The sequence below is a fragment of the Candidatus Nitrosotenuis cloacae genome, from assembly GCF_000955905.1.
Classification (GTDB): domain Archaea; phylum Thermoproteota; class Nitrososphaeria; order Nitrososphaerales; family Nitrosopumilaceae; genus Nitrosotenuis; species Nitrosotenuis cloacae.
In genome coordinates this window covers 537711-561470 of sequence record NZ_CP011097.1, presented here as the reverse complement: position 1 = coordinate 561470, position 23760 = coordinate 537711, and the positions used below count along the sequence as shown (strand labels likewise).

Sequence of the window (23760 nt, the reverse complement as noted above, 5' to 3'; positions counted from 1 at the left end):
CTCGATACAAAATTCACACAATAATCAACAATACAATACGAAGATTCACAAAAATTATTGAAAAATTACCCAAAGATTCATAAATTCAACTCATGGAGTTTCGCACAGTTGTTTTCTATATCTACCCTAGAGGATGTTGTTAGGATTCCACCAAGCATGTTTGGCGCCTCGCTCAAAAAAGCAGCAGTTGCCATACTAAAGGAAAAATACGAGTCCATGATCAACGCCGAGCTGGGATACATTATCATGATTTTAGAGGCCAAAGTCGACGAAATGGGAAAAATGATTGCAGGTGATGGTGGAACATATCATCGAGTCGAGTTCGAGGCACTGACATTTACTCCAAAACTTCAAGAAATTGTCTTGGGTGAAATAGTCGACATTACAGACTTTGGCGCATTTGTCAGAATAGGTCCAACCGATGCATTACTGCACCTATCCCAAGTAATGGATGATTACCTACAATCGGATGTAAAGTCCGGCATGATAATTGCAAAGCAAAGCAACCGCACACTAAAGGTCGGCTCTACTCTTCGCTCAAGAATTACTGCGGTATCACTAGGCAAAGCAGCAACCATGGGCAAGATCGGCATCACATGCAGACAACCATTCTTGGGTGCAGAGGAATGGATTGCAGAAGAGATCAAAAAATCAGGCAAGGACGATTCTGGTGACAAAGCCGAGAAAAAAGAAAAAAAACCAGTCGAAGTGAAAAAATAAATGGTCAAAGAAATGGCTTGCAGAAAATGCAAATGTGTGTTTGTTGGAAAAGTATGTCCTGTTTGCAAATCATCTGATTTAACACCAGACTGGACCGGCGTGGTTCTAATTGGTGATCCTCAAAACTCACACATTGCCAAGACCCTTGGCATTACAGAAAAGGGCAAATACGCACTAAAGGTCGCCTAAGCACGCGCAAATATGAAAATATTTTTTGTTTGAATAAAACACACATAATCTCTTAGTGAAAAATACAAGAAACTAGATCAGCATTGTCAGACAATAGTCCCTACTTTTTCATGAAAGAGTTCACCAATGAGGAATTAACAAAAATTCTAGTAAACAAAGTAAAGGAGCTCAGATTGTCAAAAGAGCGCGGCGATGAGCTAAATGCCAAGCTCCAAGACAGCATGGCAGAATTGGAAGAAACACAAGACGAGCTGGCAAAACAGCGTGATCAATTACAAGACAGTTTATCAAAGACAGAAGAGGCGCAGCAAGAAATCGCAATACAGCGCGACCAGCTCCAAGTTGAAGTGATGCGCAAAACACAAGAGATGCTAAAAACAGAACGTCTCTCCACAATAGGCAATCTGGCTGCAAGAATTGCGCATGATTTGAGAAACCCACTGAGTGTGATTCAGAGCACATCACAAATTCTCAAAATAAAATTGGAGACAAATTTGGATGACAAGACTCGTGAGCAATGGGCAAGACTAGACAGAGCAGTGTACAGAATGTCGCATCAGTTGGAAGATGTGATGGATTATGTGAGAATGTCACCGCTCAAAAAGCGCGACTATTCACTTTGTGTCATACTACAGGATGTGGTGGAGCGAATTGTCAGGCCGGAAAACATTGTAATCAAGCTGCCACAAAACGACAGAATAATCTTTTGTGATCCTGAAAAGCTAGAAATTGTTTTTGTCAATTTATTGATGAATGCAATTCAGTCATTGGAAAACAATGGAGTCGTAAGTATTGGAATCTTTGATGATCCGCAAGACCAGAACAACGTACTAGTCAAGGTATCAGATACTGGAGTGGGCATTGCAAGTGAGATACATGAAAAGATCTTTGAGCCATTATTTACCACAAAGCAGGTAGGTACAGGCCTTGGATTGTCCAGCTGCAAAAACATCATAGAGCAACACGGTGGCACAGTATCCGTATCAAGCAGTGTGGGCAAAGGTGCTACATTTACCATAACGATTCCAAAGAAATCAGAATGGGACAGCATTGCAACCAAGCCAGGCAATCTCACCCAGATAAAGCCATCATAGAAAAGGTTCTATTTAGGCGCAAAATTTTACAATACAATTGGATACAAAAAGAGAGCTGGCCAGATTTTTGGCAGAAGACATCAACAAGGGCGACATTACCAGCTCACTTCTTTCTACAAAAAAAATCAATGCCAGAATAGTTGCAAGGCAATTAGGAATTGTTGCTGGAGCCAGACATGTCAAGGAGATATTTGCAATGAAAGGGTGTACAGTGCAAATTCTAAAAAAAGACGGCAATATAATAAAGGCAAATCAAACGCTTCTCAGAATTACGGGTCCTGCAAAATCAGTTCTTAGCTGTGAGAGAACCGCGCTAAACCTATTATCAAGAATGAGCGGGATTGCCACGGCAACAAATGAGCTGGTAAGACAGATAAAAAGTGTCAGCAAAAATACAGAACTCTATTCCACGCGAAAGACGGCACCTGGCTTGAGATTATTTGACAAAGAGGCAATAGAGATTGGTGGTGGGAAGAAGCATCGAGTCACACTATCAGACATGATAATGATAAAGGATAATCACATTGCATCCGAAGGCTCTATCATCTCACTAATCAAAAAGGCAAAGAAAAGAGCCAAAACATTTGAAGTTGAAGTCGATACGCGTGAGGATGCGATTTTGGCTGCAAGTCTTGGCGTGCCAATCATGATGTTGGATAATTTCTCGCCCATTATGATAAGGCAGACAATTTCAGACCTGCAAAAAATTGGCCTAAGAAAAAACATTCGCCTTGAAGCATCTGGTGGAATCAATGCAAAAAACATCAAAGACTATGCAAGGACTGGCGTGGATATGATCTCAGTTGGAAGCATTACAAATTCTGTTCAGGCAATAGACTTTAGCCTTGAAGTGCCAAGAAGATAATGTAGTGTTTTTGCACTTTTTGCCCAGTCCACATTTGGTTTTGAGCCTCAAAATCTCATGATCAACCTTAAATTCTATAGTTATCTATAGCAACCTATGGTGACTAGCATACAATTAGATAACAAAACCAAGACGCGCCTAGAAAAAATGAAATCTTTTCCAAAGGAATCTTACGATGATGTGGTAAATCGACTACTAAATGTAGTGGAAGATGACGAAGGTATTCTAAGCAATCGCACCATAAAGAACATAGAAAAATCACTAGCTGAAATCAAAGCTGGCAAAGTTGTATCACATGAAGAAGTAAAGAAAAGACTGGGCCTGAAATGATTCTTTAGATGTCTTGGAATATTGTATGGTCACCAACTGCCCAAAAACAACTAGAAAAGATTTTCAGATCAGACAAGACTGCTGCTCGTAGAATAGTCACAAAACTGGAAGGCATTATTGACAATCCGTTTGCATTTACAGACAAACTACAAGGCTCCAATCTGAGAAAGCTCAGAGTCGGCTCCTACCGAATGATAATCAGTTTGGAAGAGCAAAAAATAACTATATTCATAGTTGAAGTTGGACATAGAAATAAAGTCTATGACAAATACTAAGCAACACAGTTTCTTTATTAACAAAATGTTGCGGTTTCGCACTTTTTACACATAACCCAACCCCCGGTTACACAGAATTGAATAGATTACCATTGCCTGCAAATCCATATCCCATACAGGAAATCAGCCTGGAAGTTTAAAGTGAGTATTGACTGACCTTGTGGGTTTTCATCACGCCAAATAATGGTGGAAAAAACCATCGCAGTACACAAATATCATAATTCTCAAATACTAATTTGTATGGGTTGTCTCATTCGGACATTGCATCAGAATAACATGTCATGTACGATGGTTTTTGTATTTGTCTTTTTTGTAATATCAAGTGTTTTTGTATCATCTGCAAAGCTTGCAGATGCCAAAAGTGAATCATCTCCACTGGAGCAATTCGAGCAATACAGAGCAAAGTACGGTAAGGATACTGCGAGGGAGGACATGCTAGATAATGGTAAAATAGACAATTCCGTCAATGCTGTAGAGTTTACATCTTCAGAATTTGGAATGCCCTCAAACCAAAATGATGATACGAACAAGATTCAAATTCAGCGAATAATACCTGGTGACAACTCGTTTGTGTATCACTGGGAGCAAAACTCCACTAGTGCAGGTTCCGAGTATAGTTCTTACATCAACAAGCCAGTGACAGTTACTTTTCTTGAGAACAATATTCAAATGCCTGATGATTCAGCATCAGAAAAACTGCTAAACAAATATGGGATTTTGCTAAGCAATGAAAAGGCACATTGGACATTTGAGAAATCATACGCACTGCTTCAGACAATGGATTCAATTCCACAAAAAACACGTGATGTTATGCAAGAGCAAAAAGGAGTCACATCAAAATGGATTCTAACTGATGATCATATCAATAATGACATCAAGATAACAGATCATGAATCATATGATGTAATTGAAATCTCATCTGATGTATTTGAGTCAGCACAGCCAAGAATCGCTCTAGTAGAGAACAAGATGGGCAAATATTTTTCGCAGAAACTTCACCATGCAGCAATATGGTTTGTAACTGATGGCGGAAATGATCTAGATTCAATAGAAAGAATCCTAAATGAGCGGTTTGGGGTTTCGACTCGCATTCCAGACTATGCCAAGGTGACAAAGACGACAACATCAGAGACTGGCAAAAACTTTCAGCAATTCCATCCGCACGAACTGATTCAGATAATCAACATGTTTGAAGAAATGCCAAAGGGGTTCCACACAGTGGATGGATTAAACTACCTGCTAAGGCGGGCGGATGGAACCACACATCCATTATACCCTGATGCTCCAGCCGTAAGCTGGCCGGCATCAAACCCCGGATATATTGAGTTCATGGAGTCGGCATTTGTGGAAGGCGATCATTTACACAGGTTGATAATTCATGAAAAATCTCATTTTCTGTGGGAACGACTTTTTTCAAGCGATGTAAAAGATGATTGGACAGGGCTTGGTGGATGGTATCAAGACAAAAAGACAACTTCCGGATGGGCCACGACAAAAACTGCAGAGTTTGTAAATGCATATGCACATCAACACAATCCGGATGAAGACATGGCGGAAAGCATTGCCCATTATGTGATAAATCCAGACAAGCTAAAATCAAAATCAGCCCAAAAATACGAATTCATCCGTGATAGGATCATGGAGGGAAACATCTACATTCCATCGATTCGCGAAGACCTGACGTTTGATGTGCTTAATTTGTATCCCGACTATATCTATCCGGGAAAAATTATTCGTATAGACATTTCCATAAACGGTGCACAAAACGAGGACAAGCATGGAATAATCGAAATTGAGCTTAGCGGTAAGGACAAATTTGAGGGAGCAAAAAGTGCATATTTCAGGCTGACAAGCGAGCAGGGAACATACCAAGACGTCACCCTGTTGCCAACAGGTGGTGAAATAGGCTTGGTGTTGCGAGGCGAGGTGACAATTAATCATAATGCAAAAGGCGGGCCTTGGCACACAAATCAGATAATAATTAGCGACCAGGCAGGAAACCAGAGATTCAAGGGACAAAATGACTTTGGGTGGAAGTTTTTTGTCAACAATGCAAACGAAGACATCACTCCACCAACATATGTCAAAAGATCCCTTAATCTGAATGCACATAGTGACATAATACAATCAAGGCCTGTCCAGACGGTGAGTGCGAGCTGGCGCGTGTCGGACCCAACAGACATCAAGACATGTTATGCAACAATAGATCATGATGACTTGAATAGCTACAGCATTAGCGCATATGGTGAGTTTGATGCCAAAACTGCAACATGTGTAGTGAACTTTAAGGTAACCGAATTTTACAGAACTGGTTACTATAACATCAAGCAGCTTTTAATGAATGATAGGGCTGGAAACGACAGCACAATCAACTTTACAAATCTCTTAGAGGATGGCTCGGTTTTTGTGAGAACAACAAACCCTGATGTGGATTATCCGTATTTGGACACACAAAACATCAAAATTACCGCTACACCGACAAATCCAGCTGCTCCAAATGGAGAAACAAATGTCAATATCACATATCATGCCAAAGACAACAAGTCAGGCCTGGGCCAAGTCAGCTTTATTTTGCGTGATCCGCAGGGGGTTCAGCACAACTTTTACCACTATCACAAAAATTTCCACAGCCTGTTCTTTGAGGGAAACCCAGCCGAGCTTGCTAGATACGACATTAACTTGGTTTTACCTGAAGGGTCTGCTCCCGGCAAGTGGGCTCTAATTCAGATGAATTTATCAGACAAGGCAAACAATTCCAAGTCTTACCAGTTTGTCGAGATAATGCATTTTGAGATACTCGGGTAAATATTCCCCTCTGATCAATTAGATCATTTGGAAGTTTGAAATTCTCTGTGAAAAATAGTTTATCAGGATATCAAAGATACGAAATCCGATCATATTCAAGACATATGTAAGATGTTGATAAAGTTTTGAAAGTTCTGTAATATCGAAGAGTATGATGATTTGTTATATTAGAATTCTGAAGAATGTATGAACCTGAGTTATTGTGTCTAGTTGAAGTTGATTTTCTGATGCAGATCAGTTGAAGCTGCCTATTACAAGAGAGAGAGGATTTGAACCACCTGTAGCATAGGTAATAGATGTGAATCCTCCTGCTCCATCATTAAGTAACACAGAGATATTGTTAGAACCGTGATTTGCAGTTACAACATCCATATCACCATCATTATCTACATCATCGGATTGAACACCTGTTGGTAATGACCCTACACTATAATTGACTAGTCCAGAAAATGTGCCGTCGCCATTACCAAGCAGAATAGATACGTTATTACTAACCAGATTTGATGTTGCCAGATCTAGATTTCCGTCACCGTCAAAGTCATCTGATGTAATTCCATTAGGCGAAGTACCTACAGAAAAGTTGGTAGAGGATCCAAATGTTCCGTCACCATTACCAAGCAGAACTGAAAGATAGTTAGAATTACGAACAGATGTTGCCAGATCTAGATTTCCGTCACCGTCAAAGTCATCTGATATAATATGAGTTGGATTATCTCCTACAAAGATTGGGGCACTAAATGATGAAAATGTGCCGTCGCCATTACCAAGCAGAATAGATACGTTATCTGTATTTTGCCCAGTCACAGCAGAATCTAACTTTCCATCACCGTCAAAGTCACCTATGGTCATACCGTATAATCCACTACTTGCAGGTACCCCTGAACTGATTGCAGGTGTAAATGTGCCGTCGCCATTACCAAGCAGAGTAAATATCGAGCCAACACCACCATAACTTGTTGTTGCTAGGTCTTGTTTTCCATCACTGTTAAAGTCGTTTACAGAAATCGTAACTAGTGAAGTACCAGCACCAAAGCTGGTTGCGGTTCCAAATGTTCCGTCGCCATTACCAAGCAGAATAGATACATTATTAGATGCAAAATTAGCTGTTGCTAGATCTTGTTTTCCATCACTGTTAAAGTCACCAAAGTCAACACCGTTTGGATCAACACCGGTTCCAAAGAGTGTCGCAGTTCCAAATGTTCCGTCGCCATTACCAAGTAGAACAGATACTTGATTAGAGACGTGAGTCAGCACGGCAAGATCAAGTGATATTGGTAAGGAGATATCATCATTTAGTATGGTTGCAACTCCAGTGCCATCCAAGATGGTAGCACCTGATGGATTAGATAATACGACGTTGAATGTCTCGTCTGGTTCTGGAGTGGTGTCACCGTTTACAGGAGGAATGAATGATTTTGTGGTTTCGCCCGGATTGAATGTCAACGTAAAGATACCGCCATCAAGATAATCATTGTCTGCAGTTGTTGCAGTTCCATCAGATGTAGCAATATCTACGGTAACAGTCGATGCAGATGGGCTTGATAGTGAAACGGTAAATGAAGCTGGTGTGATGCTAGAATTACCCTCAGTTACGGAGACATCAGAGACTGAGAGAGTTGGTAATGGTGGAGGAGAACTGATTTCTGCACAAATAGCATAGACGATGAGAGTTACAGGATCTGGATTAGCAGCTTCATCAGGACCTACGGAAAGTTCTACTCTCCAACTTTGATCACCAGAAGGACCGTTGTTTTGAACAGTTTGATACGGAACTCCTGAACCAGATATTGCTGAAATGTTAAAGCCGCCTCCAGTCACAATATCTTCACCATTACAATCTACAATCAACGATACAGGGACTCCAGCAACTCGAGTATATTCTATAGAATCCGAATTAATGTAGATGTTAAGTATTCCTGGTGGACCTTGAGCTCCTGTGGCTCCATCATTTCCTGGTGGACCTTGAGCTCCTGTAGCTCCTGTGGCTCCATCATTTCCTGGTGGACCTTGAGCTCCTGTGGCTCCTGTTAAACCTTGAAGACGTTGTTCACCTTGAGGACCTTGAGCTCCTGTGGCTCCTGTTAAACCTTGAAGACGTTGTTCACCTTGAGGACCTTGAGCTCCTGTGGCTCCTGTTAAACCTTGAAGACGTTGTTCACCTTGAGGACCTTGAGCTCCTGTGGCTCCTGTTAAACCTTGAAGACGTTGTTCACCTTGAGGACCTTGAGCTCCTGTGGCTCCTGTTAAACCTTGAAGACGTTGTTCACCTTGAGGACCTTGAGCTCCTGTGGCTCCTGTTAAACCTTGAAGACGTTGTTCACCTTGAGGACCTTGAGCTCCTGTGGCTCCTGTTAAACCTTGAAGACGTTGTTCACCTTGAGGACCTTGAGCTCCTGTGGCTCCTGTTAAACCTTGAAGACGTTGTTCACCTTGAGGACCTTGAGCTCCTGTGGCTCCTGTTAAACCTTGAAGACGTTGTTCACCTTGAGGACCTTGAGCTCCTGTGGCTCCTGTTAAACCTTGAAGACGTTGTTCACCTTGAGGACCTTGAGCTCCTGTGGCTCCTGTTAAACCTTGAAGACGTTGTTCACCTTGAGGACCTTGAGCTCCTGTGGCTCCTGTTAAACCTTGAAGACGTTGTTCACCTTGAGGACCTTGAGCTCCTGTGGCTCCTGTTAAACCTTGAAGACGTTGTTCACCTTGAGGACCTTGAGCTCCTGTGGCTCCTGTTAAACCTTGAAGACGTTGTTCACCTTGAGGACCTTGAGCTCCTGTGGCTCCTGTTAAACCTTGAAGACGTTGTTCACCTTGAGGACCTTGAGCTCCTGTGGCTCCTGTTAAACCTTGAAGACGTTGTTCACCTTGAGGACCTTGAGCTCCTGTGGCTCCTGTTAAACCTTGAAGACGTTGTTCACCTTGAGGACCTTGAGCTCCTGTGGCTCCTGTTAAACCTTGAAGACGTTGTTCACCTTGAGGACCTTGAGCTCCTGTGGCTCCTGTTAAACCTTGAAGACGTTGTTCACCTTGAGGACCTTGAGCTCCTGTGGCTCCTGTTAAACCTTGAAGACGTTGTTCACCTTGAGGACCTTGAGCTCCTGTGGCTCCTGTTAAACCTTGAAGACGTTGTTCACCTTGAGGACCTTGAGCTCCTGTGGCTCCTGTTAAACCTTGAAGACGTTGTTCACCTTGAGGACCTTGAGCTCCTGTGGCTCCTGTTAAACCTTGAAGACGTTGTTCACCTTGAGGACCTTGAGCTCCTGTGGCTCCTGTTAAACCTTGAAGACGTTGTTCACCTTGAGGACCTTGAGCTCCTGTGGCTCCTGTTAAACCTTGAAGACGTTGTTCACCTTGAGGACCTTGAGCTCCTGTGGCTCCTGTTAAACCTTGAAGACGTTGTTCACCTTGAGGACCTTGAGCTCCTGTGGCTCCTGTTAAACCTTGAAGACGTTGTTCACCTTGAGGACCTTGAGCTCCTGTGGCTCCTGTTAAACCTTGAAGACGTTGTTCACCTTGAGGACCTTGAGCTCCTGTGGCTCCTGTTAAACCTTGAAGACGTTGTTCACCTTGAGGACCTTGAGCTCCTGTGGCTCCTGTTAAACCTTGAAGACGTTGTTCACCTTGAGGACCTTGAGCTCCTGTGGCTCCTGTTAAACCTTGAAGACGTTGTTCACCTTGAGGACCTTGAGCTCCTGTGGCTCCTGTTAAACCTTGAAGACGTTGTTCACCTTGAGGACCTTGAGCTCCTGTGGCTCCTGTTAAACCTTGAAGACGTTGTTCACCTTGAGGACCTTGAGCTCCTGTGGCTCCTGTTAAACCTTGAAGACGTTGTTCACCTTGAGGACCTTGAGCTCCTGTGGCTCCTGTTAAACCTTGAAGACGTTGTTCACCTTGAGGACCTTGAGCTCCTGTAGCTCCTGTTAATCCTTGAAGACCTTGTTCACCTTGAGGACCTTGAGCTCCTGTAGCTCCTGTTAAACCTTGAAGACCTTGTTCACCTTGAGGACCTTGAAATGTGCCTATATTTTCCCAAGAGGTCTTGGATTTTTTTTCATACAGTGTAAGATCTGGACTTGCATTATCGACATAGAGGTCTCCAACTTTTCCTAGCTTGGTGTTTGGCTGGCCGTCACCTGTCCAAACACGGTTTTTCTTTTGTGGCTTTCCATCATGTTGATCATCATCGGAATCTGCAAATGCAGAAACATTAAACGAACTTACAATTGAGGTTAATAGGATAACACTCAGTAAAACTACAGAGATCTTCCCCGCCAAGCCAGATTAACAGATTCATGTATAGATATTAAGTGTGATCCTCAATTATGAAATTCTTATTTAAGCAGATTTTAAGATGTGGCGATAGTAGCCTGAACTCATATGTTCTAAGATCATTACAATAATCTTGATTGCAATAAGCGAGAATTACAACGACTTTTAAGTCACCAAACTAATCTCAGTGTTGTTGAATTCTAATTCACCAGTCATAGTAACTGGAATCGGTGTTGCAATAATACTAGTTGCAATCACAATATCAGCCACAATGCACCAATCACCAGAAACAGATACATTTCAGATAATTTCTGTTGGTCCTATTTGGAATACTAATTCTTGGGTATGCACTTCGGATTCTGATTTTATTGTGGACGGTACTTTACGAGGGTTAGCTGGATCACTTCTTGAAGTCGACATATCCAATGCTGGAGCACAGTCACTTTTTGGGCTTGAAGAGGGGCAGTTAGAAACATTTAGAGTCGGTGCAGAAGGCGGAAACCACATCACAATAACTCGAACCGGAATGGTAACAGGGTTCATAACATTGCAGACATCACCGAATGCACAAGCAAGCTGTGTCCCAGCATAGAATAACTATCCAAATCTAGACTAAATCAGAATCATAGTTGCTTCATTGTTAATTAGACTGATTAAGAATGGTATTTGCAAAGGAATTCAAATTTGCCATCACCATAGACAAAAAATTCAGTGGCGAACTCGTGAGACAATAGTATGGACAGTTCTATAGTCATTCAAAATCAATAATTGATTTGATGCAATCTATCTAGACATTAGATTTCAAGTAACCACCAACAGCATTCAGACCTGTGGGTCAGTTTAGTCATGAAATCTTGTGGGTGCCTGGAAAATCTGTAATCTAGTTCAAAGTTCACCCAAAAATTCACGAATATCATTTGACAAACAATAAAAATCGTGTTTAGTAAAACTCAGATTTAGTTAATAGCAAGCATCCTATCTATTGCAAGTCTTGCCTTGTCTGCAGTTTGTTTTGGCACGCGAACTTCGTATTTTTCCTCCATCAGTGAAGAATAGACCTTGTCCAGAGTGATCATCTTCATGTATTGACATATAGCACCACGTGATGCAGGAATGAAATTCTTCTCAGGATTTTGCTGCTGCATTCTGTACAGGATGCCGGTTTCGGTTGCAACCACAAAGTTTTGTCCTGTTGATTGTTTTGCATAGTTCATCATTCCTTCTGTAGACATTATCTGGACTTGGCGGTTCTTGTAGTCGCCAACTGCCACATCATACATTATTTGTGATGTGCAACTACACTCTGGATGAACCAATAATTCGGAATTAGGGTTAGAGTCCAAAAGCTTGTGAATGTCCTCTGATCTTATACCTGCATGGACATGACACTCACCTGCCCAAATGTACATGTTTTTTCTTCCAGTCATTTTTGCAACATATGATCCCAAAAACATGTCTGGTAAGAACAACACGTCCTTGTCTTTAGGAATTGCCTTGACCACATTTACTGCGTTTGATGATGTGCAGCAATAATCCAGCTCGGATTTGACTTCTGCGGATGTATTGACATAGCCTACCGTGATTGCCCCCGGGTGTTGTTGCTTCCAGTCCCTTAGCTGATCAACGTTTATGGAATCAGCCAGTGAGCATCCAGCAGCCAAGTCCGGAATCAGTACCTTTTTGTCAGGACAAATAATTGCGGCAGTCTCTGCCATGAAATGAACCCCACAGAACAGAATCGTCTTGTGTGGTGTTTTGGCAGCTTGTCTTGATAATCCTAATGAATCGCCAACATAGTCCGCTACATCTTGGACTTCGGGTAATTGATAATTATGGGCCAAAATGACAGCGTCCTTTTCTTTTTTTAGCTGCATGATTTTGTCGTGTAGCATCCGATCATGACAATGACCCTAGTATTCATTTAAAGACTGAGATAATAGTGTGAATTTACAGATATGGCGCCAATTACGGCAAGTTTTGCCAGAATTACGTACCTATTTTGATATCATCTGAGCATATTGTATGCAGGCACTCTATTGCAGACAAAATGGCAAGCCGGCTGGTCTTGGGGTTGGTATTGTCCGGTACGTTTTCCACTTGAATTGAGATTTTGCCAAATATTCCGCTTGCCTCTATTTTGTGCGTGTTCTTGTTCGTGTTGGGGTCTGCCACTATTTTGACCAGGGTTTTCTCACTGCCAAGGCCTGCCAGACTCAAAAGGGCTGCAACATTGATGTTTGCAGGAAACAGTGTAACTGCTTCTTTTGCTGCACCCTCAAAGATTACGGTTTTTTCTTTTATGGAATGGACATCCATGTTTTTTGTCTCAAAGAACTTTGCACCGGCGAGTGCCTTTGGGTTTTTTGTAGTAATCAATGTGACTGATTCTAGTTCTGATTTTACTGACTTTATTGCATCAAGGCCTGCAATTGCGCCAGATGGCAGGTAAATTCGTTTTTTGAATTCATGGCATGCATCAAACAAAATATCAAACACAGACTCATCAAGCAAGGCACCCACACTCATGATCATCAGATCCTTTCTGTTTTGTATGATGCTCAATGCGTGGTTTTTGATAGCATCCTGAGATGCCGCCTCTACTACCAAATCCACATTGTTTGAGGAAAGTAAATGTGGGTTCTCAACTATAGTGGGTTTTTTGTCCAGCCTTGCAACCAGTGATTCTGCCTTGGATTTATCATAGTCATAGACATGTGTAAGTTCTGCTTGGACTTGGCCTGAGTTGATTGCCAGTGCTATTTGCGTGCCAATGGCGCCGCATCCCAAAAGCCCTATTCTTTTCAACACAGAGCCGATCATACAACTGGTAAATGAATTAATGGTATATTGCCAAACAAATCAAACTAGGAAGAATTAACTAGGCATCATACAAAGCCAAATCATGGTAAAAAGAAAAACAGGCAAGCATCAAAGATTTGCAGATCAAAAGGCAGCTCGCAAAAAGCGCAAAAAGTAAATCAGCTTCCAGCTAGTTGCGTGTTAAGGGTTCGTTCATCCCAAGGGTTTTATTTTCTGAATTGAAGGTAACCTATGCTTAACACGGTTTACAAGGATGCAATAAAGAACCGTGAAAACATCCTATCTGTCCTAAGGGGACCAAAATTTGAGCAAATAGTAGAAAAGGCAAGGCAAAACTGGATAGAATACACACCAAAAAAACAGGATGCAGTACTTGCCGGAATAGATTCTAGTTTTAACAGCACAAAATTCCAAGGAATGGAGTTATGGGTAGTTACCGCAGTTGCAATAAAATCAGATGGCACAATAATTGATGATCTGCACAGGCAGGGACTGGGCAGGGTAGGCATTGACATTTCCAGCCTTGCAAGCGAGATGGAAGTGGATGTTTGCAAAAAGGCAGTCGAGGTATCAGACATTGTGATGATGGATGGCTCACTGTATTCCCAGTTCATGACACGCCAATCAGGCCTAAGTCCTGCAATTGTCAGAATAATGACAAAGAAAAACAATGTCATATTTATCGCAAAGACATCAAACACCAATGTCCAGTTCTCTGAGATGGGATCATTGGCAGGAGACATTTTTTATTATAATCATGCAACCAAGACTCCTGGATTTAGCAAGATTTTTGTTGACAGGGAGTTTGGTCGCGACAAGGCAATCTCCTCAATTTACGCTAGGCTATCTGATTCGACACCACTAATCAAAATAGAACTATTTGGCGATAATCACACTGAAGATGAGGTAAAGTCAATTCTGGACAAACTCTACAAGTCAAGTGTCGGCGGATACCCGTATGCACTCAAGCTTGCGCACAACAACTGCAAGATAAGCAGCGCAGACTTGGCAAAGCTGGTCAGCCTTTATGGAATATCGAATGAGATAGGCTCTCGCGAAGTATTAGGATAATTATTTGTGGCTGATCACATTTAGTGTGGTCGTGCCTTTTATTCCACCAAGCTTGCGGATTTTTTTTGTTACTACATCAGAGATTTCATTGTATGACGGTGCCACTACATTACAGATTACCTGATGTGTCGTGGATAGGACATCACCATCAATTATCTCTGCAATAGATTTGAGATTGTTCATGGTTTCAGTTTCTTTTCCCCGCTCACAGTCCAGCAAAATGTATGCCTGCGACATGTATGTATCCAAGACATCTTTGCCCTTGATTTGCTTTGAGAACGAGTTTTTGTCATCAGCAATTATGGTGTAGGTTGCTCGGATGTGTGGAATTTTGCGGATCTTTTTTGTTACGACATCGCGCAAGGCATCCTCTGATCTTGCCTCTAGCTTGCTTAGCACATCATATGTGCCAAACACGCCGGTTGCAAGACTCACGGAGTCAGTTGATTTCAGAGAAGACACAACATAGTCTTCTGCGCCGCTATCGCATGTAACCAAAACGTATGCCTTTGTCAACCCATACTAGTACGTCAAACTAGACAAAAAGCATTTGCTAGACTTTTGATTTTGGTCATGAAAAGAGTTCCAAGATAATTATAGATTTTTTATCGTGTCTCAAATTACGCATAAACTAAAACTTGTAATAAACAAACAAAAATTATGTAATTTCCAACATGTTAGATCAAATTCTTACATTTTTTATTAGAATTATTACATTTTAATAAAAATACATTAATGTGTAAATTGGTCCTTTCGCATGGCAACTCCATCGCTTCAGGTCTTTGCAGGAGTAAAGTCATACAGCATCAAGGGCAAATTGATGACAAAAAAAGACCTCCAGACATTATCAGAATCTCGAGATCTTGACGAGTTGGTAACTCGAATTAAAAACACCACATACAATGACGCAATCTCAAAGATTCAAAAGCCATACACCACTCAAAAAATAGAGATCGCACTACGAGACAGACAAGCAGACTTGCACCACACCATGATGCAGGCATCTGGTGGGTCTAATGTCATGTTTGCATATTATCTGAAATTTATTTTAAAAAATCTAAAGATCATACTAAAGGGAAAAATTCTTGGCAGGCCACAAAGCGAAATTGAGTCAATGATTAGCTTGCACCCAGAGGAATTGATCAAAGAGCGCGACATTGTGCTCAAGGCACTTGTTGCCAAAGACTTTGAAGAGGCGGCAAGCGTCCTAAAGGGAATAGGAATAGGTGAGGAAATAGAGCAAATGTATTCTTTGTATAATGAGCGAAAACAAATACAAGTTTTGGACATGTATTTTGACAAGTTTTTTTATGAAAACCTTGGCCGCGCAATGAAGAGTTCTGGCGATTTTTCTTTACATTCTGTTTGCGGAATCGAAATCGACTATTACAATATAATGAGTATTTTGCGAGGCAAGTTCTGGAATCTTGATGAGAACCAGCTGCAACACCTCATAGTATCAAACGCATCAAGTGAATCAAGAGAAATGTTTACAAAAATGATTTCAGCAGATTCACTCAAAAGCGCACTAAACGAACTACTCAATACACATTACAAGGGAATGGTCCCACAGGACGAAAACGGCGCAATATCAAAATTTGAGAGCTCCTTTGAGCGCAAGATCTACAACACCATGAACTCCCAATTCGTGCGTATTTTCGGCTTTTCCACCATAGTTGCCATAGTCAGACTGCTTGATTTTGAGGTCCGAAACCTATCTGCCATTACCTATGCTGTGGAGCAAAAGATTCCAAGCGATACGGTAATGTCAAAAATCATAATCAAAGACTAGTTCTTTACTAGATGATACTTTAGCTTCTCTACTGTAGATTTGATGGTCTGGCCAATTCTTTGGTAGGCCTCAAGGGTTTGCGGATCCATAAACAAATCCTTTTGTGTCTTCCACTCTGATGTTATGACTATTTTTGCGTGTGATTCCTTTTTCGGTTTGTACTTGTACCAGTACGAGTCATCCTTGACTATTCTGGATATCTCATAGTCGACTTTGGCCTTTGGCTTGTAGACAGAGATCGTGATTACTTGTTCCTTTAGTAAAGAGTGCATCAATAATTCACGCAATTTTTTGTCCGCAGTCAGGGCTGCGATCACGTCGTCGGCTACCATTCCAGGAGGAAGGGTTGTGAGCTTGCCATATCCACTCCAGATAAAATCTTCTACTTTGGAGTGGAGCCTTCCTTTGAGAATCTTTGTAAGCGTTCCAAAGTTCAGTGGGCCAAGTTCATACTCGGATGGAAATGATAAAAAGTATCGCAGCTTCCACATCGTTCCTTCTGCGATTCCCATCCCATAGAATCCTCCGGGGGCAAACTCACTTTTTGATACTGTTTTTCTTTTGAGCAGATCAATGTAGTCAATACCATCGGCTACCTTGAATACTCCTCTGCTTGCGACTCCAGGGTTTGGACCATCAAGCGATGATCGTGGGTAATCATACTCAAAGTCCATTGTTCCATCTGGAATCATCTTGCACTCTAGGCCAAGTGAACTTAGGTGCTTGTGCAGTTTTTTTGCTACCTTTTCCTCGACAGCTGTTGCAACTATGGTGTCTGGGTAGTGTAGCACTGCTATGATATACAGTCAATATTTTTAAGATTATCGATTCAAACACAAAAGAATTGTAATAATTATATGATCGTTGTTCGAAATTCGAACAAACACCACATAAAACATGTAATTATTATATCATGCCTGGTTTATTTTTGCATAAAGATACAAACGCAGGTCAATGCCGAGTCAATCTTGGAATTTATTTATCACGGCCTGACAAGTTTTTTTATGAAGTTTTTTGCTCTGAGGCCCATACCATGACGATTGGTGTTGTGATTGGCGAGTCCAAGCCAACATCTGTTACTGCCCAAACATCTCGGCCACTCTCTGTTGGAGAATATGTCGTGATTGATTCTCAGGATGGTAAGCTGCTTGGATTAGTAGAGAGATCATTTGTTACCAGCGCAGCACTGACTGATATTCATAATTTTGATGAGGCAATAGAAAGCAAAGAGATTGCAGACATTAACTCTCGCGACAAAAGCTTTACTGCCAAAGTCGGCATACTTGGATATTTGGCGCAGCTGCAAAAAAGCATCGTAGTATTGCCCGCAATTCCACCAATTCCAGGAACTGCAATTCTGAGTGCCACAAGAGATGATCTAGGAAACATTTTTGCTCCACAAAAAGACGAATGGGTGAAAATCGGCAGCCTGCTTAGAAACTCACAGATAGAGGCCAAGGTGAATCTGAACAAGATAGTATCACGGCATTTGGGAATACTTGCAATGACTGGAATGGGAAAAAGCAACCTCGTGTCACTGTTGGCAAAGCAAATCTCTACACTAGATGGGACACTAATAATATTTGATTATCATAATGATTACTCTGATCTTCGGATTCCTGGAATTAATGTGATTGATGCAAAAATAAATCCAAGACTATTAGATGCAAACACACTAGCAGATGTTTTAGAAATCAGAGAAAATGCAGACATTCAGCAAAGGGTTTTGAGATTGGCATTTACCCCAGATGTCAAAGAGGCCCAGAATTTTTGGGATGCGCTAGACCACAATGTTGCAATGATTGGCGCAAATCCTGAAAGAAAGGATGATAGGCATTCAGCAGACCGAGTCCAGGATAAGATAGACGATGCCAGGCACAGATTTGCCGATGTTTTGGACCCAGACATCATGGACCCGCTAGGGCTAATCAAGGAAGGCAAGGTAAATGTGCTGAACATTTCAGAGCTATCAGAAAAGCAGGCAAATGTGGCCCTTGCATATTATTTCCAGGAATTGCTAACCGACAGAAAATCCGCTCTCATGGCAAAGAACACAAAGAGCAAAACGGCAAAAAGATACAGATTCGACTCGCCAATATTTGTAATAATTGAAGAAGCTCATGTGTTCATTCCAAAGGGTGAGGACACCCACACAAAATACTGGGCTGCCAAGATTGCCCGTGAGGGACGCAAGTTCGGCCTAGGGTTGTGTATAGTGTCACAACGACCAAGAAACATTGATCCAAATGTATTATCCCAGATGGGCTCACTGGCAGTAATGAAAATAGTCCAGGAAGACGACCAGCATCAAATCGCATCCGCTGCAGAGTCAATCAGCAGGGATTTGATAAACCAGCTAACATCGCTAAATGTAGGCGATGCCGTATTTGTCGGACAGTGGGTGAACCTGCCAGCAATAGTGCACATAGAGGAAGTAAAAGACAAGGCAATTGGCTCTGACAAAAATGCAGTGTCAGAGTGGCGCGGAACAAAAAAGTTTGAGAAAATTGCCGAGTCCACGCAAGGATTAATACAAAAAGATCTATTACTTGATTGAAAATGATCTTCTCACACATCTCTGATACTCACTTGGGCCTAACGCAGTATGGCCTACAAGAACGAGAGGACGATGTGTATTTGGTGTTCAACGAGTCCATTGACACATCCATCAAAGACCATGTTGATTTTGTGATTTTTGCAGGTGATATCTTTCATGTCCCAAACCCATCAGGCACTGCCATCCTACAGATGGCAAATGCACTAAAACGACTAAAACAAAACAACGTCGAGTCGTTTTTTGTTCTAGGCGAGCATGACATATCCAGGATTCGCTCATCCCCAATTCCATACGTGTACCACAACCTAGGATTCTCAAAATATGTTGGCCAAGGCACACCAATCATACACAAAGGTGTACTGATTGCAGGGTTTGATAAGATCAGGCGCGGCGAGATGTCCAAGTTTTATGATAAATTCTCGGAGATTGATAAAATTGCTGCAAGCCACCAAGGCCACAAAATACTGGTAATGCACCAGGGAATCTCTGAGATAAACCAGTTTGCAGGGGAATTATCATCAACGGATCTGCCAAAGAACTTTACATATTATGCGATGGGCCATCTCCACGACAAATTCCTAAAACAGTTCTCTCATTTGGGCGGACCAGTCGCATATCCAGGATCCATAGAAATGACAACAAGTGAAGGAATCAAGGAGACGCAGAAAGGATTCTACGAAGTTGATATATCAACATCAGAGGCAAGGCCAAGCTGGATAAAGCTAGACACACGGCCACAACTCTCAGACAGAGTAGAGTTTGAAAACCTAAATGAATCCATTACAAAAACAATTGCAAAGATTACAGGGTATTCAAAAAAGCCAATCATTGAGATAAAAATTCATGGCAACAACATTGATTCAGATATCATTCAATCACAAATTACACGACTAGCTCCACACACCCTACACTATACCTGGAAGATAACACAGGTAGAGGATTCAGGAGGTTCTGTTCTATTAGAGCGACCATCAAGTATTGACGATGAATTATTCAGACTGGCAATCAATTATTTGGGAACACAGGAAAATGCGACATTTGCAATCCAGGAACTATTACCATTACTATCCACAAACAAGATCAAAGAGGCAGAGCAGGCAATACTGGAAGAATTTGAGCGATTCAGGAGCAAGAAATGATCACCTCAATTGAGCTTGGTAATTTCATTTCCCACTCTGAGACAAAGCTGGACTTTGAGGACGGTGTCACTGTCTTTGTTGGGCATAATGGGGCCGGAAAATCAAGTATCATTGATGCAATAACATTTGGTCTTTTTGGGGAGCACACCAGAAAATCAAACAAGAGCCTGATTCGGCGTGGGACAAGTCAGGCATACGTCAAGGTCAGATTCTCTGCCAGGAACCGAAAATACGAAGTTACCCGAAAAATAGACGCAAAAGGCACGCTTGCAGCCCAATTTGTAGAGATTCAGGGAGACCAAGAACTAGTAAAGGCCGCCGGTGAGCGCAGACAGTTTGGGGAATCAACCACTCATGAAATAGAGACAACACTTGGCCTTGACTTTCAGAAACTCAAGATAGCATCAATTGTCCAGCAGGGCGAGCTTAATTCCATCATAAAGGCAAAGCCAAAGGAGTTCAAAGAGCTACTAAACGCAATAATTGGAATCGACAAGCTTGATTTGGCATCAGAGAACCTCAAAGTTGCCCAGAAAAATTTCAGACAGACAATTTACAAAAAATTCGGATATGATGATACCCATATTCCACTTCTTACAGTAGAGATGCAAGAGAAAAGACAAGAGATCAAAGAATCAGAACCACATCTGGCAGAATTACAAAACAAAAAACAGACCAAAGCAAAAGAGGTAGAAGCACTACAACATCAAGTAGATACAGATTCCGCCAAGGAATCCATCCTAAAGCAAATAGAGGATCGCAAATCAGAATTTACAAAATATGTAAGAGATGCAATCATTTCAATTCAGAAAAACATAACTGAAAAAGAGCGCAAAATACGTGATTGTCAGGACTGCTTTGAGATGGCAAACAAAAAAGACGAACTAGAATACACCATGCATACAATAAAAACCGAAATTGAAGGGACTCGCAAAAAGATAACTGAACATGAGACAAAAAAGGCAATTCTAAACGAACATGCAGAGATGGCAAAAAAACTCCAGCTCCAAGATGGTAAATGTCCGGTTTGTGACTCGCATGTGGACAAGTTAAATCCAGTCTTTCAAGTAGAGCACCTCAAACTAGAGCAAGAAAATCTAAAATCACAAATCAAGTCCCTGGAAGAAAAAAGACAGCAGACAGCAAAGATTGAATCAGAAATATCAGAACAGGTCAAAAAGGCAACTGCTGCCAAGGCAACACTTGATGCGCATTCCATACAAAACAAAGATCAGATCAGTGCCCTAATTTCGGAAGTAGCATCGCAAAAGGCACAAATCCAAAAGATACCCCTCACAATAGCCACGTCTGGCGGACTACTCGAGGCATCAGAGATCGACTCGCATGCAAAGACATTATACGAAAAAATAGAATCGCTCCAAAAAGACATAGTCGGATTTGTCCCCTCAGAGTTTCTCAAAACAAAATCACAACTAGAGACAACAAAAAATGAGCTAAGCAAAATAGACCAAGAATATGGTGCAATCACGCAAAAAATTACCCAGGCTTCTCAAAGAATTGAAAAAATAAACACCATTCTAGTTGAGCTAAACCACGTCAAGGAATATCTGACAAAACTGGACGAAATTCAAGATAATATCTACAATCGCGACGGTCCTGTTGCGACCAGCCTAAGGTCGTGGGCCCTATCCACCATATCCGGTAAAGCATCAGATTACCTTGCAATGCTAAACACAAAGATTCATCGAATAACACTAGCTGAGAAGACTCGCGACATTTCCATTACATGTTATTCAAAGAACACCATAATTGACATTGACTCGCTATCTGGCGGCGAGCAAGTTAGTGTTGCATTGTCATTGCGTTTAGGCATGACACATTTGCTTGGATCATCAAATCTCAATTTTGTCATATTGGATGAGCCAACTACACACCTAGACAGCGAGAGAAGAAAGTCCTTGGTGCGAGTATTATCTCAATTATCTGACATATCAAATGGAAATGCAGGCCCTCTACAGTTTATCATAATAACGCATGATGCTGAAATATTTGAGGATTCGTCGGTTGAAAAAATCTACCAGTTTGAGTCAAGCCAAGACGGAACCAAGGTTGCCTTGCTCTAGCCGCCAGTTAGTTTAGCAAATTTTTCGTTCTTTGATAGCTTTTCCATGAACTGCAGATTCGATAGCGCCACAATTGCAGATTCCACTACAGGCTCACTTGGATCATCTAGTGCTTTGGTCAATGTAGGGATTGCCTCTTTTGCGCCAACAACACCTAACGCAATTGCGGCCTCGTGTCTAACAAACATGCTAGGATCATTACTAGTGGCGTCTTCCAGGTGAGGAATTGAGCTTCTATAACCCATTTGCCCCAATGAAAATGCTGCCTCGTGTCGGACCAGCTCGTTGTCATCGTGTTTTAGGACCTTTGCGATATATGGAATCTTGTCCTCGCCGCCAAAGTCAACCAGTATGCATGTTGCTCTGGTTCTAATGACATAGTCTTCGTTGTTTAACAATCCGACAAAATAATCAACATCCTTTTTTTCGTACCTGTCCTCCATTTCTGCAAAAAGGGCAAGTCTTTTTTCTGGAACTATGCTCATTTGATCTGCAGATTTTTTGGTCTTATATTATCCTAATTGGAGCATTACATTTTATAATAAATCAAAAATATTCCAAAATAATGTCAGTGCAGATAGGCCAAAAGGCGCCAAACTTTGGAACATCAAAATGGGTACAGGGAATGCCCACAAACTTTGATCAGGAAAAAGACCACATCGTACTAGTTGAGGTCTTTCAGGTTAATTGTCCGGGATGCTTTTTGTATGGAATTCCAGAGGCAATCAACATCTACAACAAGTACAAGGATCAGGGCGTGCGGGTTTTGGGAATCGCAACCGCATTTGAGGATTTTGATAAAAACACTGTAGAGAATTTAGAATTATTGGCAAAGACTGGCGAGACAGTCGGTGAGACAAAAAAGGCACTTGCAATGTATGGTAAAAGCTCAGACGGAAAAATTCCATATAAAATTCCATTCCCACTGGCAATGGACAATTTGGAGAAAACTGCAGGCAAGCCATCGCAGGGAAAAGTAATGGAGTTTATCAAAAGCCAGCTGCCAGACTTTGACTCACAGCCAGAAGACTACAAAAAGCAAATCATTGCAAGAGTGGAACAATACATGCTATCAAAGGCATATTCTGCAGAGACATTTGACAAGTTTCAGCTTAGAGGCACACCATCAACCATTCTAGTAGATAGAAAGGGAATCTTGCGCGATGTATCGTTTGGCCAGTCAGGCCACATCGAAGGCATGATTGAAGATCTGCTAAATGAAGGCTAGGCCTTTTTTCGCTTCAGATAAACTGCCATAGTGGTAGCACCAGCACCTGCCGCAACAATTCCAACGGCTGCCAGAACTATCAGAACATTGTTTTGTGGTTCTTTCATTGGTTGTTCTTCTATGATTGGTGTTTCTTTTGGTGCAGCAAAGTCACTGCTCATCTCTAGAGTATGAGTTCCATTTCCTTCAAATTCCAAAGTGACAAAGACAATTCGCTCATTTTGTAGCACCTTTGGCGTTATTTCTGCCCCATCCAGTGTAAAGCGCATTACTCCCTGAGTCAGACCATTTGGGATTTGTATCTCACCAATGTTTTTCTCAAGGCTACTATTGATTGCAAATATCAGCGTATCATCAACCAACGAGACATTTCTTACATCAAAGTTTGCAGTTGTCTCAACAAAAAACGTGTCCCCACCTACTGGAACTGAAAAGCTTGTCTTGAGTCCGGTTCTGTCTGATAGTGGTTCTGCAGATATTGGTAAAACAATTAGAGCTAGTAAAAATGCAAATAAAACTTTCAAT

21 protein-coding genes and 1 pseudogene are annotated in these 23760 nt (G+C 41.6%); 14 read left to right on the top strand and 8 right to left on the bottom strand.

From position 1 onward, the window contains the following. Nucleotides 1–108: 108 nt before the first annotated feature. The 7 genes from SU86_RS03085 (at nucleotide 109) to SU86_RS03055 (ending at nucleotide 6278) form a co-directional block, all read left to right on the top strand. Nucleotides 109–720: a DNA-directed RNA polymerase gene (locus tag SU86_RS03085; RefSeq protein ID WP_048189109.1), complete on the top strand. Its 612-nt coding sequence runs from the start codon at nucleotides 109–111 to the stop codon at nucleotides 718–720. Next, nucleotides 721–909 (top strand): transcription elongation factor subunit Spt4, encoded by a 189-nt coding sequence (spt4, locus tag SU86_RS03080; RefSeq protein WP_048187364.1) that lies wholly within the window; start codon nucleotides 721–723, stop codon nucleotides 907–909. Between the two features lie 110 nt (nucleotides 910–1019). Next, nucleotides 1020–2003, top strand: coding sequence for a sensor histidine kinase (locus SU86_RS03075; RefSeq protein ID WP_052755441.1), 984 nt, complete (start codon nucleotides 1020–1022; stop codon nucleotides 2001–2003). Between the two features lie 31 nt (nucleotides 2004–2034). After that, nucleotides 2035–2868, top strand: coding sequence for a carboxylating nicotinate-nucleotide diphosphorylase (nadC, locus tag SU86_RS03070; RefSeq protein WP_048187362.1), 834 nt, complete (start codon nucleotides 2035–2037; stop codon nucleotides 2866–2868). A 96-nt stretch (nucleotides 2869–2964) separates the two neighbouring features. Beyond that, nucleotides 2965–3198, top strand: coding sequence for a DUF7557 family protein (locus SU86_RS03065; protein ID WP_048187360.1), 234 nt, complete (start codon nucleotides 2965–2967; stop codon nucleotides 3196–3198). 8 nt (nucleotides 3199–3206) lie between these two features. Then, a complete protein-coding gene (locus SU86_RS03060) occupies nucleotides 3207–3473 on the top strand; it encodes a type II toxin-antitoxin system RelE family toxin (RefSeq protein WP_048187358.1) in 267 nt (88 codons plus the stop codon). Between the two features lie 261 nt (nucleotides 3474–3734). Further along, on the top strand, nucleotides 3735–6278 hold the full coding sequence (locus tag SU86_RS03055) for a hypothetical protein (RefSeq protein WP_148550739.1): 2544 nt from the start codon (nucleotides 3735–3737) through the stop codon (nucleotides 6276–6278). Between the two features lie 234 nt (nucleotides 6279–6512). Here the strand turns inward: SU86_RS03055 and SU86_RS10025 are convergent, their stop codons facing one another. Both SU86_RS10025 and SU86_RS09575 read right to left on the bottom strand, forming a co-directional pair. After that, entirely contained in the window at nucleotides 6513–8096 is a 1584-nt protein-coding gene (locus SU86_RS10025) for an FG-GAP-like repeat-containing protein (protein ID WP_236687772.1), read from the bottom strand. A gap of 96 nt (nucleotides 8097–8192) precedes the next feature. Next, nucleotides 8193–10283, bottom strand: a pseudogene (locus SU86_RS09575) (collagen-like domain-containing protein); the annotation flags it as partial. Between the two features lie 454 nt (nucleotides 10284–10737). Between SU86_RS09575 and SU86_RS03045 the strand changes: the two are divergent. After that, nucleotides 10738–11136, top strand: coding sequence for a hypothetical protein (locus SU86_RS03045; protein WP_048187353.1), 399 nt, complete (start codon nucleotides 10738–10740; stop codon nucleotides 11134–11136). A 364-nt stretch (nucleotides 11137–11500) separates the two neighbouring features. Here SU86_RS03045 and nadA read toward each other — a convergent pair whose 3' ends face one another. Continuing rightward, nucleotides 11501–12436: a quinolinate synthase NadA gene (gene nadA / locus SU86_RS03040; protein WP_048187351.1), complete on the bottom strand. Its 936-nt coding sequence runs from the start codon at nucleotides 12434–12436 to the stop codon at nucleotides 11501–11503. A 94-nt stretch (nucleotides 12437–12530) separates the two neighbouring features. Next, nucleotides 12531–13349: an aspartate dehydrogenase gene (locus SU86_RS03035; RefSeq protein ID WP_048189105.1), complete on the bottom strand. Its 819-nt coding sequence runs from the start codon at nucleotides 13347–13349 to the stop codon at nucleotides 12531–12533. 246 nt (nucleotides 13350–13595) lie between these two features. Here SU86_RS03035 and SU86_RS03030 point away from each other — a divergent pair, with 246 nt between their 5' ends. After that, nucleotides 13596–14435, top strand: a complete 840-nt coding sequence (locus SU86_RS03030; protein WP_048187349.1) for a DNA double-strand break repair nuclease NurA — start codon at nucleotides 13596–13598, stop codon at nucleotides 14433–14435. Here the strand turns inward: SU86_RS03030 and SU86_RS09470 are convergent, their stop codons facing one another. Continuing rightward, nucleotides 14436–14951, bottom strand: a complete 516-nt coding sequence (locus tag SU86_RS09470; RefSeq protein ID WP_048187347.1) for an Lrp/AsnC ligand binding domain-containing protein — start codon at nucleotides 14949–14951, stop codon at nucleotides 14436–14438. A gap of 241 nt (nucleotides 14952–15192) precedes the next feature. Here SU86_RS09470 and SU86_RS03020 point away from each other — a divergent pair, with 241 nt between their 5' ends. Next, a complete protein-coding gene (locus tag SU86_RS03020; protein WP_048187345.1) occupies nucleotides 15193–16227 on the top strand; it encodes a V0D/AC39 family V-type ATPase subunit in 1035 nt (344 codons plus the stop codon). Here the strand turns inward: SU86_RS03020 and SU86_RS03015 are convergent. Further along, nucleotides 16224–17018, bottom strand: a complete 795-nt coding sequence (locus tag SU86_RS03015) for a hypothetical protein (protein WP_052755436.1) — start codon at nucleotides 17016–17018, stop codon at nucleotides 16224–16226. The two genes, SU86_RS03020 and SU86_RS03015, sit on opposite strands and share 4 nt — an antisense overlap. A 242-nt stretch (nucleotides 17019–17260) precedes the next feature. Here SU86_RS03015 and SU86_RS03010 point away from each other — a divergent pair, with 242 nt between their 5' ends. From SU86_RS03010 to SU86_RS03000, 3 genes are read left to right on the top strand one after another with little or no spacing between them, the layout of a single operon-like run. Beyond that, nucleotides 17261–18784: an ATP-binding protein gene (locus SU86_RS03010; RefSeq protein ID WP_048187343.1), complete on the top strand. Its 1524-nt coding sequence runs from the start codon at nucleotides 17261–17263 to the stop codon at nucleotides 18782–18784. 2 nt (nucleotides 18785–18786) lie between these two features. Further along, the gene (locus tag SU86_RS03005; RefSeq protein ID WP_048187341.1) at nucleotides 18787–19923 is read left to right on the top strand and encodes a DNA repair exonuclease; all 1137 of its coding nucleotides are present in this window, start codon (nucleotides 18787–18789) and stop codon (nucleotides 19921–19923) included. After that, nucleotides 19920–22007, top strand: a complete 2088-nt coding sequence (locus SU86_RS03000) for an AAA family ATPase (RefSeq protein ID WP_048187339.1) — start codon at nucleotides 19920–19922, stop codon at nucleotides 22005–22007. Before SU86_RS03005 ends, SU86_RS03000 begins: the two co-directional genes overlap by 4 nt. Here the strand turns inward: SU86_RS03000 and SU86_RS02995 are convergent. After that, complete coding sequence (locus SU86_RS02995) at nucleotides 22004–22492, bottom strand: HEAT repeat domain-containing protein (protein WP_048187337.1); 489 nt, start codon at nucleotides 22490–22492, stop codon at nucleotides 22004–22006. The genes SU86_RS03000 and SU86_RS02995 overlap by 4 nt on opposite strands. Nucleotides 22493–22572: 80 nt before the next feature. Here SU86_RS02995 and SU86_RS02990 point away from each other — a divergent pair, with 80 nt between their 5' ends. After that, nucleotides 22573–23235, top strand: a complete 663-nt coding sequence (locus SU86_RS02990) for a peroxiredoxin family protein (RefSeq protein ID WP_048187335.1) — start codon at nucleotides 22573–22575, stop codon at nucleotides 23233–23235. On the opposite strand, the gene SU86_RS02985 is transcribed toward SU86_RS02990, so the two are convergent. Further along, a complete protein-coding gene (locus SU86_RS02985; RefSeq protein ID WP_052755434.1) occupies nucleotides 23232–23759 on the bottom strand; it encodes a hypothetical protein in 528 nt (175 codons plus the stop codon). The two genes, SU86_RS02990 and SU86_RS02985, sit on opposite strands and share 4 nt — an antisense overlap. Between the last annotated feature and the right edge of the window lies 1 nt (nucleotide 23760).

What these genes read in the sequence shown, in the direction of transcription:
- SU86_RS03060 (WP_048187358.1), top strand. Translation starts at nt 3,207, where the DNA reads ATGTCTTGGAATATTGTATGGTCACCAACTGCCCAAAAACAACTAGAA.
- SU86_RS03030 (WP_048187349.1), top strand. Translation starts at nt 13,596, where the DNA reads ATGCTTAACACGGTTTACAAGGATGCAATAAAGAACCGTGAAAACATC.
- SU86_RS02995 (WP_048187337.1), bottom strand. Translation starts at nt 22,492, where the DNA reads ATGAGCATAGTTCCAGAAAAAAGACTTGCCCTTTTTGCAGAAATGGAG.
- nadA (WP_048187351.1), bottom strand. Translation starts at nt 12,436, where the DNA reads ATGCTACACGACAAAATCATGCAGCTAAAAAAAGAAAAGGACGCTGTC.
- SU86_RS02990 (WP_048187335.1), top strand. Translation starts at nt 22,573, where the DNA reads ATGTCAGTGCAGATAGGCCAAAAGGCGCCAAACTTTGGAACATCAAAA.
- SU86_RS03075 (WP_052755441.1), top strand. Translation starts at nt 1,020, where the DNA reads ATGAAAGAGTTCACCAATGAGGAATTAACAAAAATTCTAGTAAACAAA.
- spt4 (WP_048187364.1), top strand. Translation starts at nt 721, where the DNA reads ATGGTCAAAGAAATGGCTTGCAGAAAATGCAAATGTGTGTTTGTTGGA.
- SU86_RS03020 (WP_048187345.1), top strand. Translation starts at nt 15,193, where the DNA reads ATGGCAACTCCATCGCTTCAGGTCTTTGCAGGAGTAAAGTCATACAGC.
- SU86_RS03065 (WP_048187360.1), top strand. Translation starts at nt 2,965, where the DNA reads ATGGTGACTAGCATACAATTAGATAACAAAACCAAGACGCGCCTAGAA.
- SU86_RS03010 (WP_048187343.1), top strand. Translation starts at nt 17,261, where the DNA reads ATGACGATTGGTGTTGTGATTGGCGAGTCCAAGCCAACATCTGTTACT.
- SU86_RS03000 (WP_048187339.1), top strand. Translation starts at nt 19,920, where the DNA reads ATGATCACCTCAATTGAGCTTGGTAATTTCATTTCCCACTCTGAGACA.
- SU86_RS03005 (WP_048187341.1), top strand. Translation starts at nt 18,787, where the DNA reads ATGATCTTCTCACACATCTCTGATACTCACTTGGGCCTAACGCAGTAT.